Origin of the sequence: Parabacteroides sp. TM07-1AC (genome assembly GCF_003480915.1) — a bacterium.
Classification (GTDB): Bacteria; Bacteroidota; Bacteroidia; order Bacteroidales; family Tannerellaceae; genus Parabacteroides; species Parabacteroides chongii.
On sequence record NZ_QUKD01000004.1, the window covers coordinates 309,675 to 322,614 of the forward strand.

At 43.2% G+C, this 12,940-nt stretch carries 13 protein-coding genes; 9 read left to right on the forward strand and 4 right to left on the reverse strand.

All coding sequences use genetic code 11. From position 1 onward, the window contains the following. Positions 1–85: 85 nt before the first annotated feature. The 3 genes from DXD68_RS11120 to DXD68_RS11130 are packed head-to-tail and all read left to right on the forward strand — an operon-like array spanning position 86 to position 1,932. Positions 86–724 carry an HU family DNA-binding protein gene (locus DXD68_RS11120; RefSeq protein WP_122361566.1) on the forward strand — a complete coding sequence of 213 codons (639 nt, stop codon included), beginning with the start codon at positions 86–88 and terminating at the stop codon, positions 722–724. A 16-nt stretch (positions 725–740) separates the two neighbouring features. Further along, the gene (locus DXD68_RS11125) at positions 741–1,436 is read left to right on the forward strand and encodes a hypothetical protein (protein ID WP_122361567.1); all 696 of its coding nucleotides are present in this window, start codon (positions 741–743) and stop codon (positions 1,434–1,436) included. Then, on the forward strand, positions 1,420–1,932 hold the full coding sequence (locus tag DXD68_RS11130) for a phospholipase D-like domain-containing protein (protein ID WP_122361568.1): 513 nt from the start codon (positions 1,420–1,422) through the stop codon (positions 1,930–1,932). The genes DXD68_RS11125 and DXD68_RS11130 overlap by 17 nt, the downstream gene beginning before the upstream one ends. Positions 1,933–1,988: 56 nt before the next feature. Here the strand turns inward: DXD68_RS11130 and DXD68_RS11135 are convergent, their stop codons facing one another. Further along, positions 1,989–2,363 carry a lipocalin family protein gene (locus DXD68_RS11135; RefSeq protein ID WP_122361569.1) on the reverse strand — a complete coding sequence of 125 codons (375 nt, stop codon included), beginning with the start codon at positions 2,361–2,363 and terminating at the stop codon, positions 1,989–1,991. Positions 2,364–2,513: 150 nt separating this feature from the next. Between DXD68_RS11135 and DXD68_RS11140 the strand changes: the two genes are divergently transcribed. Next, positions 2,514–3,278 carry an ADP-ribosylglycohydrolase family protein gene (locus tag DXD68_RS11140; protein ID WP_122361570.1) on the forward strand — a complete coding sequence of 255 codons (765 nt, stop codon included), beginning with the start codon at positions 2,514–2,516 and terminating at the stop codon, positions 3,276–3,278. 43 nt (positions 3,279–3,321) lie between these two features. Here the strand turns inward: DXD68_RS11140 and DXD68_RS11145 are convergent, their stop codons facing one another. The 3 genes from DXD68_RS11145 to DXD68_RS11155 form a co-directional block, all read right to left on the reverse strand. Next, the gene (locus tag DXD68_RS11145; RefSeq protein WP_122361571.1) at positions 3,322–4,182 is read right to left on the reverse strand and encodes a hypothetical protein; all 861 of its coding nucleotides are present in this window, start codon (positions 4,180–4,182) and stop codon (positions 3,322–3,324) included. Between the two features lie 166 nt (positions 4,183–4,348). Further along, a complete protein-coding gene (locus DXD68_RS11150) occupies positions 4,349–4,939 on the reverse strand; it encodes a hypothetical protein (protein ID WP_122361572.1) in 591 nt (196 codons plus the stop codon). 6 nt (positions 4,940–4,945) lie between these two features. Continuing rightward, a complete protein-coding gene (locus DXD68_RS11155; RefSeq protein ID WP_233577109.1) occupies positions 4,946–5,446 on the reverse strand; it encodes an RNA polymerase sigma factor in 501 nt (166 codons plus the stop codon). Positions 5,447–5,715: 269 nt separating this feature from the next. On the opposite strand from DXD68_RS11155, the gene clpB reads away from it, so the two are divergent. The 5 genes from clpB to DXD68_RS11180 all read left to right on the forward strand — a co-directional run bounded on the left by clpB (position 5,716) and on the right by DXD68_RS11180 (position 12,668). Further along, entirely contained in the window at positions 5,716–8,304 is a 2,589-nt protein-coding gene (clpB, locus tag DXD68_RS11160) for an ATP-dependent chaperone ClpB (protein ID WP_122361574.1), read from the forward strand. A gap of 123 nt (positions 8,305–8,427) precedes the next feature. Then, a complete protein-coding gene (locus tag DXD68_RS11165; RefSeq protein WP_122361575.1) occupies positions 8,428–11,115 on the forward strand; it encodes a glycoside hydrolase family 2 protein in 2,688 nt (895 codons plus the stop codon). 88 nt (positions 11,116–11,203) lie between these two features. Beyond that, positions 11,204–11,545 carry a DUF6565 domain-containing protein gene (locus DXD68_RS11170; RefSeq protein ID WP_122361576.1) on the forward strand — a complete coding sequence of 114 codons (342 nt, stop codon included), beginning with the start codon at positions 11,204–11,206 and terminating at the stop codon, positions 11,543–11,545. Between the two features lie 73 nt (positions 11,546–11,618). Next, positions 11,619–11,945: a hypothetical protein gene (locus tag DXD68_RS11175; RefSeq protein ID WP_122361577.1), complete on the forward strand. Its 327-nt coding sequence runs from the start codon at positions 11,619–11,621 to the stop codon at positions 11,943–11,945. Positions 11,946–11,987: 42 nt separating this feature from the next. After that, positions 11,988–12,668 carry an OmpA family protein gene (locus tag DXD68_RS11180; protein ID WP_122356242.1) on the forward strand — a complete coding sequence of 227 codons (681 nt, stop codon included), beginning with the start codon at positions 11,988–11,990 and terminating at the stop codon, positions 12,666–12,668. Positions 12,669–12,940: the final 272 nt, after the last annotated feature.

The following is a 12,940-nucleotide window of genomic DNA, read 5'->3' on the forward strand; positions in this document are numbered from 1 at the left end:
AATTGATTTTATGCTTGTGAAAAAGAAAAATTATTGCTATCTTTCGAACTAAATAATAAGGACTTAAAACTTAAATCTACTGTATATGTGTGCTAAATATACGTTTTATAAGAATCCACCGAACCGGGAAACGGGAGAAACAGGTTCGCTGTATGCCAAAGTCGTTTCCGGTGGTAAGATCACGACCGACCAGTTGGCTGAAGAGATAGCCGGACGGTCGACATTCACTTCAGGTGACGTAAAAGGGGTTATCAGGGCTTTGTCCGAACAGTTGCATTACCATCTGCGTGAGGGTGAGACGGTTGATATCGAAGGCGTCGGTAACTTCTCTGTGACACTAAAGACCCCGAAAGGTATCACTGACCCTAAACAAATCCGTGCCGAATCGATCAGTTTCAACAATGTTGTCTACCGTACTTCTCCAGACTTGAAACATAAGTTGAAAGTGATGCCTCTTGTCCGTGCCGTCCTTCCGAAACGCAAAGAGATCGCAGAAAAAGAACGGCTGGATAACATCCTGTCCAAATTAAAAAAGGAGCGACTGGTCTCTTCCACCGATTGTATGTTGTTCAACCATTGCAGCCGCTACCAGGCACTGAAGGATTTGAAAAAGCTGAACGAGCAGGGCAAGCTGACCTGGCTGGGGAGAGGGAAGCAGAAGTATTATGTGTTGCGCGAGAACTGGTTGAAGGGGATGCGTAATGAAGATTTGAAGGAAGAATAAAATAAATGCATTAAATATGTCGATAAGGGATTTGGAAAATAAGTTGTTTGATGACTGGAGCTCTTCGTATATTGCTCCTTTTGTTATGGACGGATTGGTTAATGAAGAATGCTGGAATGCTGTAAACCGAAAGATCTTGTTTGTGCTGAAAGAAGCGAATGCTGGAAATCGTTTTGATTTAAGACATGAGTTGAACAAAGGTGGCAGACAAGAAACTTGGCAAGTTTTATCAGAATGGGCGTATGGTCTGTTACATTTAGAAGAGAATCTGTCGTTTAGAGAGGTTGTTGAGGTGTTTGGAAAAATTGACCGTAAAGATATATTGAGGAACTTATGTATTGTCAACATCAACAAAGAGCCTGGTGGTTCAGTGTCTAAAAATAGAAAGTTGAAAGAGACCTTTCATGAAAAAGATAGAAAATACTTGCCAATGCAGTTGAGTTTGTATGAAGGTGTCGAGATAATAATCTGTTGTGGTAGTGTTATAACTCCATTGTTTGTTACTTTATTTGAGGATTTATATGGTTATAAATATCAACCTGGCCAAGGCCATAAATTTGGTGGAGTTTGGACATATCAGATAAAGAATGGGCCTTTGTTAGTTAGCTTTTATCATCCACAACAAAGAAGATATTCAAAAGAACTTTTATATAATAAACTATTGAATGCTGTTAAAGAAGGATTAAAGTTGAATTATGCTCCAATACATTAAAAACGAACAACATTACTCTTCCCTTATCGAGGCTATCCGGCAGGCGAAGCGGACGGTATGGATCGGTACGGCTGATATAAAAGACCTTTATATCAAAGAAGGAAAAGACGCTGTGCCCCTCCTGAAGCTGTTGGAGCAAAAGGTGAAGGAAGGTGTCGAAGTACGTCTGATCCATGCTAAAGAACCGGGACAGAACTTCCGCGATGATTTTGATAAGTATCCTTTGCTTTGGAGTCGGATGGAGCGCGTACTTTGTCCGCGTGTCCATTTCAAGTTATTGATATTCGACCTGAAGCAGGTCTATATCGGATCGGCAAACTTGACGGGAGCCGCGTTAGGCATGAAAGGAAAAGACAACCGTAACTTCGAAGCGGGAATCTTCACCTCCGTAGAAGAGTTGGTGACGGAAGCCGTCGAACAGTTCGATGAGCTTTGGATGGGAATTCCTTGCAAGACATGTAAGCGGAAGAAGTATTGCTCGGACAGGATTACATGATTGAAGATCAGCACTGTCTGTAAGACGGAATCCGTATTACAGACAGTGGCTTTCTTTTACTTTTTTGTATATGTTCTGGTGTAACTGTCTTGGGTGAGCGTCAGTGAGTTTTCAGATATCTTGTCAATCTTTAGTGTGTCGGAGAATGAGAGTGTTTGTCCGTTGCCGATACTTTTTCCCTGAAGTACCAAGACATCTGTATTGTCCAGTTTTATAGTTTCCCACTTCTCATAAACCAGTGTTGCCATATTGATAGAAGAGGCAAGTCCATCGTCTTTCAGTTCGAAACCTTCCATCTGTTCGGGCATACCGTTGATAGGAGCGACCCAGGAACCTTTTAATTGGTTTGTAAGATTATTATTTCCGCTGCAAGCAATCAATGCCAGTGTGGCGATAGGTAATAAGAGGCCACACGTAATCGTCTTTTTCATATTAAATACTGTTTTGAATTTGAATAAGTACACAAATATATCTGAAGGATATAGGAATCCGATGATTTATATAGTTTTTTTAGTACAAGCGAGTAAGGTTTGAATATATTTATTATATTTATGCAACCGAAGAATATTAATTAACATACTATGATAGGTGCAATAGCAGGAGACATTATCGGCTCCGTTTATGAATTCGATAATATAAAGACGACGGACTTTCCGCTGTTTACAAGTGAAAGTGATTATACGGATGACACGATCATGACAATTGCCGTTGTAGACTGGCTGCTTAATGGGGGAGATCTGACCCGTGTCATGCAGGAATACGGACGTAAATATCCATGTCCGATGGGAGGTTACGGCGGTCGTTTCAGCGGTTGGCTTCGGGAAAAGGATCCGCAACCGTATAACAGCTGGGGAAATGGTTCGGCGATGCGGGTAAGTGCTGTCGGATGGAAATTCGATTCGTTGGAGGAGACTTTGGATGTCGCCAGGGAAACAGCTATTGTCTCTCATAACCATCTCGAAGGAATAAAAGGAGCTCAGGCTACCGCAGCTGCGATTTATCTGGCACGAACCGGAAAAAGCAAGCAAGAAATCAAACAATATATAGAAACTACTTTTTCCTATGATCTGAACCGTACCTGTGACGATATACGTCCGACTTATCATTTCAATGAAAGTTGCCAGGGCACCGTTCCCGAAGCAATCATCGCCTTTCTGGATAGTACAGATTTTGAAAACGCCATCCGCCTGGCTGTCTCTTTAGGTGGCGATAGCGATACGCTAGCTTGTATCACTGGAGGGATAGCCGAGGCTTTTTATGGGGTGCCGGACGGAATCCGGTCGGAAGTATTTAAACGGATACCACGGAAATTTCAGGAGATAGTGAAGCAATTATTAGTAGGCTAACTTTTTTATAGTAAACATTATGACACGACAAATATCGATACCTTTATGGCATCTGACTCCACACCTTGTTCTCTATATCTTCGATTGAAAAGTTGTCTATTTCTTTGTCATAAGACAAAGTGAATTTGTAGTAAGTATCTGGGTTTGTGTAGTGACGTGAGTTTAGGTATAGATCACTATTGGGCTCAGAGACGTTTATTTTAGGGGTTAATTTGATACAATAAATTTTATTAGTCATAGTAATATAAAGGTCTGCATAACCATCTCCACAATAAGAAAAGACGATCGCCTTATAATGCTGCGGATTCGTCTTCTCTCTGAATGGTTGGATAGGCATCCGGCTTTTTATCATGACGGTTGCAGATTCGGGAACATTCTTTAACTTAAAATCCAAAAAAGAATTGTAATGAACTAAAATACCGGAAAGATAGGTCGATACTTTTCCTGAATATTGGCAAGACAAACAGTCGGCGGCAAATAACTTCTCTTCAGTTGTTTGATCAAAGTTCATTTGTAATGTAGTGTCGGTTCCGGATATGAAATTAGAGTAGAAACTATGAGATGCAAAGTGAAAATACGGACCTAATCCCGAGATAATCCAATCCTGCCCATCCTCATTTTCTGTTATGTATGGACCATATATATAGCTGAGGGTATCTTTAGGAGTAGCTTTAATTATATTTTTATCTATGGTATAATTGTATATACAATCGAAGTTCATTATCAGTATCCAATTCTTTCGGGCAGACAGGTCAATATTTGAAATAGCTTCAAATGTTTCAATAGGAACATCCTCCTTCTCTTTCACTTTGTCTTTCTCACTCAGGAGATATTTATTACACGATATACATCCTGATATACAGAGAATAGCAAATAATAAACCGAATATGTTTTTTCTGGTCATGCTGCCGATATTAGACTAAGCTTTTCAATGTGAAAACCTTGATGCACAAAGATATTCTTTTATTTCAAAAACCAACAGGATTATACATCGTTAATTCGATATAAGTTATATAGCGACAGATATGATCTGCCGCTATATTCGAACACACAAATGATTTTGAGTTTGCCTATTCCTCTTCCATCCTCCGAATCTCCTCCATCTCCTTATTCAACCGTTTGAACTGTGCCGGTAAGACATATTTCAGATTTATGAATATGGAGGCAACCATGACAGCCATGATAAGTAACAACATGACAGCCCCTTCGGTAGTAGTAAACAGAGGCGCATTGATCATCAGGAAAATACCGGCTATTCCCACCGGGCTGCAATAGTAATTCCTTTTCGTCACATTCAGTTTATATAACTCCAGTTCCCGTATAGTCTTTTTATTTTCAAGATATGAATCTGTTATATCCAGCTTTCTCAGATTCAGATAATATTTTATCAGTCCCCATGAGGCAAAGCAGGCAAAAGCCAGAAACAACACTATTCCAATATAGAAATTAACCATGTTTTGTATATGAAGGTGTGAAAATAATATGGCAAGGATAACTACCGGAAAAGGTATTCTGAACAACAAGAGTAACAGATTCTTTCTTTTCATCCGGTTTGTTTCTGCCGAGATCTTTTTCATCAGGGCTGTTCTATTCAGATGTACATTCGCTACAATTTGCTGGTTTTCCTGTTTCCAGCTGTTTTTTATATTATCGAGTTCCATAACGATTCATTTATTGGGGTTCATTTGTTTTCTTAATTGTTCTTTTATCCGGTTCAAACGTGTACTGACGTTCGTCCTGGACAGACCGAGGATTTGAGAGATCTCTTCGTACGATTTATCATCCAGATACAATAGGATAATCGCCTTGTTCTGTTCCGATAAACTTTCGATGCACCGATAGAGTTGGCCGATTTCAGAGGAGTTGTCGGTCGGGACTTCGAGGATATCACTGCCGTCCGTTACCTTCAACTCATCGAAAAACAATACTTTGTTGTTGTCTCGCTTTCGTTTGACATTCAACGCCACGTTGAGCGAGACGCGATAGATCCAGGTCGATATTTTGGAGTCGCCTTTAAACTTCGGGTACGACTTCCACAATTCGAGGATGATGTCATTGATCAGGTCTTTCCTGTCGTGCGTGGTATAAGCATACACCCGGGCGATCTTGATCAGTATGCTTATGTTCGATTCCAGCGCAGAAAGGAAGTCTGCTTCACCTTTTGTCATATTCATTTCTCTTTTAGTTTGTATTGGATTAGTACCCCGGTGTGTGAAAAAGTCACACATCTTCTGCAAAAGTAAACCTTTTTTGCTTTCTTGTTGTTTTCTTACCGAAAGTGCAAAATATGTCGTTAATCCCGACTGATCGGCATAACATCTTTCTCTTATAATTAAATAATACTGACAAAATGACTTGTTTTTGATCTGGTATTTGTTTTGTAGAGTTATCAGTGAAAGTTTAAAATAAAGAAGATAACAAGAAAGTAATATAAGGTATGAATTTAAACAATTTTACAATTAAATCACAAGAGGCTGTTCAGCAGGCGGTACAGTTGGTTCAGAAGAATAACCAACAGGTGATCGAACCTGTTCATTTGCTGAAGGCTGTCATTATGACGGGCGAAAGCATCACGAACTTCCTCTTCCAGAAACTGGGTGTGAATATCCAGAATCTGAACATGGTGCTGGATCGTCAGATAGAATCCTATCCGAAAGTATCCGGTGGCGAACCTTACCTGTCGAGCGAATCGAATGCCGTTTTGCAGAAAGCAATCGATTATTCCGGTAAGATGGGTGACCAGTATGTTTCTTTGGAACATATCATTCTCGCTTTGTTCACCGTAAAAAGTACGGCTTCGCAGATCTTGAAAGATGCCGGTGTTACGGAAAAAGAACTGGAGAAAGCGATCGAGGAATTGCGTAAGGGAAATAAAGTAACGAGCCAGTCGGCTGAAGACACATACGACTCTCTGAATAAATACGCCATCAACCTGAACGAACGTGCCCGTAGCGGCAAGCTCGACCCGGTGATCGGCCGTGATGACGAGATCCGTCGTGTACTTCAGATCCTGAGCCGTCGTACAAAGAACAACCCGATCCTGATCGGTGAACCGGGTGTCGGTAAAACTGCTATCGCTGAAGGATTGGCGCATCGTATTGTTCGTGGTGACGTTCCGGAGAATCTGAAATCAAAACAGATTTACTCTCTGGATATGGGGGCATTGATTGCCGGTGCCAAATATAAAGGAGAATTTGAGGAACGGTTGAAATCCGTAGTCAACGAGGTGACCAAGTCGGAAGGCGAGATCATCCTTTTCATCGATGAGATCCATACATTGGTAGGAGCCGGTAAGAGCGACGGGGCTATGGATGCCGCCAATATCCTGAAACCGGCGTTGGCACGTGGTGAATTGCGCTCTATCGGTGCAACGACATTGGATGAATATCAGAAATACTTTGAAAAAGATAAGGCGCTGGAACGTCGTTTCCAGGTTGTGATGGTCGAAGAACCGGATGAACTGGATACTATTTCGATCCTGCGTGGTCTGAAAGAGAAGTACGAAAACCATCATAAGGTACGTATCAAAGACGATGCCATTATCGCTGCCGTCCAGCTTTCGACACGGTATATTACCGACCGTTTTCTACCGGATAAGGCGATCGACCTGATGGATGAGGCTGCTGCCCGTCTACGTTTGCAGGTGGATTCAGTGCCCGAATCATTGGATGAAGTTTCCCGCCGTATCAAACAGTTGGAGATCGAACGCGAAGCCATCAAACGTGAAAACGATAAGACGAAACTGGAACAGTTGAACAAAGAAATCGCCAACCTCAAGGAAGAAGAAAAGAAACAGAAAGCCCAGTGGGAGAGCGAAAAGGAACAGATCAACAAGATACAGCAAAATAAGATCGACATCGAGAACCTGAAGTTTGAAGCCGATAAGGCAGAACGTGAAGGCGATTACGGCAAGGTTGCCGAGATCCGTTACGGCAAACTGCAGGCGAAAGAAGAAGAGATCAAGGAAATACAAGCCAAGCTACATACTATGCAGGGGGCTGCCGCCATGATCAAAGAGGAAGTCGACAGCGAAGACATTGCCGATGTGGTATCCCGTTGGACCGGTATTCCCGTCAACAAGATGATGCAGAGCGAACGCGACAAACTACTCCGCCTGGAAGACGAATTACATACCCGTGTGATCGGTCAGGAAGAGGCTATTACAGCCATTGCGGATGCCGTGCGTCGTAGCCGTGCCGGATTGCAGGATCCGAAACGTCCGATCGGTTCGTTCATCTTCCTCGGTACGACCGGTGTAGGTAAGACCGAGCTTGCCAAAGCGTTGGCTGAATACCTGTTTGACGATGAGAACAGCATGACCCGTATCGATATGAGCGAGTATCAGGAGAAATTCAGTGCGACTCGTCTGATCGGTGCACCTCCGGGATATGTCGGTTACGATGAAGGTGGACAGTTGACGGAAGCAATTCGCCGTAAACCTTATTCTGTCGTCCTGTTCGACGAGATCGAAAAGGCGCATCCAGACGTATTCAATATCCTGTTGCAGGTATTGGACGACGGTCGTCTGACGGACAACAAGGGACGCGTTGTGAATTTCAAGAACTCGATCATCATCATGACCAGCAATATGGGGTCATCCCTGATTCGTGAAAGCTTCGAGAAGATCACGCCCGACAACCGCGAAAAAGTGATCGATGAAACCCGTATACAGGTACTGGAATTACTGAAGAAATCCATTCGTCCGGAATTCCTAAACCGTATCGACGAGATCATCATGTTCACCCCGCTGAATGAGGAAGAGATCCGTAAGATCGTTACCTTGCAGTTGAACAGCGTGAAGAAGATGCTGGCAAACAACGGTGTCGCCTTGAACTTTACAGATGCTGCCGTCGATTTTATCTCAGATGCAGGTTACGATTCCCAGTTCGGTGCCCGTCCGGTGAAGCGTGCTATCCAGAAATATGTCCTTAACGAACTGTCGAAGGAGATACTGGGTATGAAGATCGATAAGAACCGTCCGATCATTATCGATCGGGAAGGGGATGGGCTGGTATTTAAGAATTGATTCTAAATAGTCCGAATCTATCCCGGCAACATTAATAATATTTAAAGAGGAAGGCTTCTCCCATTTTCGGGGGAGGCCTTTTATCTTTTTATTGTATATTACGCCTATTAAATAGAATACATTATGAAACATACAACTCTTTCTTTTATTGTTTTGCTGTTGATAGCAAGCGGAGTATTCTCTGCATTTGCACAGGAAAATATAATAACAATCCCTGAACCCGGAGAAAAAGCTTTGCTTAATTCCGGCTGGATGGCACGGAGAGCCGGTGAGATAAAGACAGACGGAAACCTTTTAAGCTTTACACCCCTGGAAACAACAGGCTGGATGCCTGCCCGTGTTCCCGGGACAGTACTGACCACTTTATTGGAAAACGGCCTGTATCCTGCACCGGAGTTCGGAATGAACAATAACCTGATCCCCGATATTTATGAAGCCGGCAATGATTTTTATACATTTTGGTTCGTTTGCCAGTTTGAAACTCCGACAGTACCGGACGGTCGGATTGTCTGGCTGAACTTCTGGGGAATAAACTATAAAGCAGAACTGTTCCTGAACGGCAAACGGCTTAATAATACCACCCATGAAGGAATGTTCCTGCGGAAATCGTTTAATATAACGGAACATCTTCAAAAGAAAGGAACGAATGTTTTGGCTGTCCTCGTATATCCTCCGACATACCCCGGTGATCCGAATGGCGGCCAAGGCGGTGACGGACAGATCGCCCGTAATAACACTATGCAATATACGCCCGGCTGGGACTGGGTTCAACCCATCAGGGATCGTAATACCGGTATTTGGGATGAGGTGTCGGTTACTACTACCGGTGCTGTTACCGTCCAGTCGCCATATATCGTAACGAAAGTACCGGGTGTCCGCTCTCCGGAAAAGAAAACGCAGGAGGATGCTTTGGTAAAGACCTCTGTTGAGGTAGAGAATGTCACCGATACACCACGCAAAGGTCTGTTAGTCTGCGAAACAAACGGTATCCGTTTAACGCAACGTCTCACCTTGTCTCCATACGAAAAAAGGGAAGTTCATTTCGACCCGATGAAAATAAAAAATCCGCAGTTGTGGTGGCCCAACGGAGTAGGGGAACAACCTCTATACGATATGCATATTTACTTTGAAGCAGATAACCGGATCAGCGACAGCCAGCAACTCAAATACGGAATCCGTGAGATCACAACAGATAAATGTCCGGACAACGGAGGCCGTCGCTTCTACGTGAACGGCCAGAAGATTTATGTAACCGGAGGTAATTATATCTCTTCTGACTGGTTACTGCGTCTTTCCCCTGAACGTTACCGCGATGAAGTCCGCTTCCATGCCGAAATGAATTTGCGTATGATCCGCGTATGGGGAGGTGCCCTGCTCGAACGTCCGGAGTTTTATAATGCCTGTGATGAATACGGAATACTGGTCTTCCAGGACTTATGGGGTAGCGGCGATTGTAACGGTGCTTGGGAAGACCCGATGAAAATGGACTCCCGCGAACGTCGTTGGGAATATCCCGATAACCACGATCTTTTTATCGCCTCGGTAAAAGACCAGGTCAAAATGATACGTAACCATCCGAGCCTTTGTCTTTGGTGTGGAGCTAACGAATGGCCGTTGGCAAAAAACATCGACAAGCAACTGAAGGAAAAAATCTTCCCCGAGCTTGATCCCGAACGCCTGTTCGTCAGTTATTCGACCGACTCCCTCTTTACCCGCAACCTGCTGGGCGATAATGGCGACGGCCCTTACGGTATTCAGGAGCCGGAATGGTTCTTTACTTTCCGTTCGCATCCGTTTAATCCGGAGGCAGGCTCTGTCGGTTCGCCGGAGGTGGAAAGTATGCGGGAAATGATGACGGAGAAAGACCTGGCAGAATTTCCGAGAAAAGGTTTTACCCGTAATGCCACCTGGCGTTATCATCGAGATCTGGGATATCAGGATCATTTGGAACGTTATGGAGAGGTTAAGGATATCGAAACCTATTGTAAATATGCTCAGGTCGTGAATTACGATCAATACCGTAGTTTTATGGAGGGCTGGGGCTCGCATCTTTGGGACTGGTACACAGGCATACTGATCTGGAAAACCCAGAACCCGTGGACTTCCCTGCGCGGACAGATGTACGATTGGTTCCTCGATGTAAATGCTTCCCTGTACGGTACACGTAAAGGATGCGAACCTCTGCATCCGTTTTACAATCCCGTCACTCGGCAGGTAGAACTGTTGAATACATCCCTGTCCGATTACCCGGATCTGATTGTAAATGCCCGTATCTACGACACCAGCGGTAAGATCCGTTGGGAAAAAGAAATAAAGTCGGATGCCAAAGCCAATACGGTAGCGCCCTTGTTTGATGTTCCCGTTCCGGAAGAGGTACAAGGAGTCTACTTCCTCCGCCTGTCTATGCAACCGGCTGATCCTGCCCGGCCTTCCAACGTAGCCGTCGCATTACCGGATGCCCCGAATATCTATTGGCTGACCACACTTCCAAAAGATTATTCCGGCTTATCCCGTTTGCCCAAAGCAAAGCCGGAGGTGAAAGTTTCTCTGCAAAGGGAAGGAACAAACTATTCCGGTATGGTATCGCTCCATTCGAAAACGAATATTTCTTTTTTCAACCGTATCAAAGTACTGGATAAGGAAACCGGCAAGCGTATCCTTCCTGTACATTATTCGGATAACTATATCACGCTTATGCCGGGTGACCATTGTACTTTAACGATCAGTTTTACCTCTTCTTTACCCGCAGACCGGATACAGATAGTAGCTGATAGTTGGACGGCAGACCGGATCGTAGCTACAGCCGATTAATACCTGCCCGGCAGTTTCATTCTGCCGGACAGTGCAGATCCTCTTTTTTTGTTTACTTTTGTTGGAATTAATCTAAAGAGGAAAAGATATGAAAAGGTTTTTAATGATGATGTTTGCAGCGACGGCTCTTTTTGTCATGAGCAGTTGTGGGGAATCGAAAGATTCATATATAAAGGACTTTACAAAATTCGTAGAGAAAGTACAGGCGAATGAAGATAAGTATTCGAAAGATGACTGGAAAGAGTTGGAAAAGAAGTATGTCGAATTCGCAGAAACAAAATATGAGAAGTACAGTTCCGAACTATCTACGGATGAGATGATCGGCATTACGAAGTTGAAAGCCATTTATCTGACGATCCAGACAAAGCACGGCATCATCGACAACATCCTGAAAGAAGGAGATAATGCGGTAAGATCTGTATTTAAATAATTTATTCGTTTTACAAATAAATAAAAGATACTTATCTTTGCATGAGTATGTAACCAATTAAACTGAAAAAGTTATGAGCGACAAAGACGATTTAATTTACGATGAAGACGAATCTGTAAAATTTATTCAGAACTATCTTCCCCAGGAATTGAAAGGCAAATTCAGTAATGACGATATTAACTATATTGTAGACCTGATCTACGATTTCTATGAATCACGCGGTTATCTGAACGATGATGCAGACGATGATGTCGATGTGGAAATAGATGAAGATGAATTGATTGAATATGTAGTGAAGAATGCGCAAAAGGATGGTGTCGGTAAATTCGATCCCGAAGCAATCGGTTTTATTGTGCAGGGAGAACTTGAATATTGCGATTCTATCAACATGTTCGATTGATAAACTGTTATATTCATATAAAGTTTATAAAAGAGCAAAAAGATGAAACATTTTAAGTTATTATCCATACTGTTATGTATGGCGGTAGTATTTACGAGTTGTGGAACATGGAATAACACAGCAAAGGGAACTGCGATAGGTGTAGGTGGCGGTGCTGCTGCCGGAGCCGGTATCGGTGCGTTGGCAGGTAACACGGCATTAGGTGCTGTTATCGGAGCTGCCGTAGGCGGTACAGCCGGAGCCTTGATCGGTAAGAAGATGGACAAACAGAAGAAAGAACTGGAAGCTACTTTGCCACCCGAAACCACTGTTGAAACAATCAATAACGGTGAGGCTCTGAAAGTGACTTTCGATTCAGGTATTTTGTTTGCAACCAACTCAAGTACATTGAGTGACGCTTCACGCAGTGCATTGCGTAAACTGGCTGTCAGCTTGAATGAAAATCCGGATACCGACATCAAGATCGTTGGCTATACCGACAATACGGGTAAGGTAGACTATAATCAGACCTTGTCTGAAAAACGTGCCAAAAGCGTATACGACTATATGATGGTCGACCAGGGTGTAAGCGGACGTCGTATGGAATATGAAGGTAAAGGCGTTCATGATCCTGTTGCCAGCAACGATACGCCGGAAGGACGTGCACTGAACCGTCGCGTAGAAATCCTGATCCTTGCCAACGAAAAGATGATACAGGATGCACAGCAGGGTACTTTAAGGTAAGCTGAAACACGCTATTACCGTACGCAGACGACGCAGATAACGCAGATTCACGCAGATAAATAATTAAAAAGTCTGCGAAAGTCTGCGTTTTCTGCGTCGTCTGCGTTCCTTACCTGATCTTTTCTTTTCCGTAAAAACCTATCTCGTTTAACTATCGTTTATAAGCATTTTGAAGTCTTACAAGAAGTTAATTAACACAGCCAAAATAACATCAAAGAGAACCTTTTTTTAGTATTTGCTGTTTCATGGATAACTTATATATAAGCACAAAT

Excerpts from the sequence above, each read along its gene's own strand:
- DXD68_RS11155 (WP_233577109.1), bottom strand. The coding sequence starts at position 5,446 with ATGACAAAAGGTGAAGCAGACTTCCTTTCTGCGCTGGAATCGAACATA.
- DXD68_RS11175 (WP_122361577.1), top strand. The coding sequence starts at position 11,619 with ATGAGCGACAAAGACGATTTAATTTACGATGAAGACGAATCTGTAAAA.
- DXD68_RS11180 (WP_122356242.1), top strand. The coding sequence starts at position 11,988 with ATGAAACATTTTAAGTTATTATCCATACTGTTATGTATGGCGGTAGTA.
- DXD68_RS11140 (WP_122361570.1), top strand. The coding sequence starts at position 2,514 with ATGATAGGTGCAATAGCAGGAGACATTATCGGCTCCGTTTATGAATTC.
- DXD68_RS11165 (WP_122361575.1), top strand. The coding sequence starts at position 8,428 with ATGAAACATACAACTCTTTCTTTTATTGTTTTGCTGTTGATAGCAAGC.
- DXD68_RS11130 (WP_122361568.1), top strand. The coding sequence starts at position 1,420 with ATGCTCCAATACATTAAAAACGAACAACATTACTCTTCCCTTATCGAG.
- DXD68_RS11120 (WP_122361566.1), top strand. The coding sequence starts at position 86 with ATGTGTGCTAAATATACGTTTTATAAGAATCCACCGAACCGGGAAACG.
- clpB (WP_122361574.1), top strand. The coding sequence starts at position 5,716 with ATGAATTTAAACAATTTTACAATTAAATCACAAGAGGCTGTTCAGCAG.
- DXD68_RS11150 (WP_122361572.1), bottom strand. The coding sequence starts at position 4,939 with ATGGAACTCGATAATATAAAAAACAGCTGGAAACAGGAAAACCAGCAA.
- DXD68_RS11135 (WP_122361569.1), bottom strand. The coding sequence starts at position 2,363 with ATGAAAAAGACGATTACGTGTGGCCTCTTATTACCTATCGCCACACTG.
- DXD68_RS11145 (WP_122361571.1), bottom strand. The coding sequence starts at position 4,182 with ATGACCAGAAAAAACATATTCGGTTTATTATTTGCTATTCTCTGTATA.
- DXD68_RS11170 (WP_122361576.1), top strand. The coding sequence starts at position 11,204 with ATGAAAAGGTTTTTAATGATGATGTTTGCAGCGACGGCTCTTTTTGTC.
- DXD68_RS11125 (WP_122361567.1), top strand. The coding sequence starts at position 741 with ATGTCGATAAGGGATTTGGAAAATAAGTTGTTTGATGACTGGAGCTCT.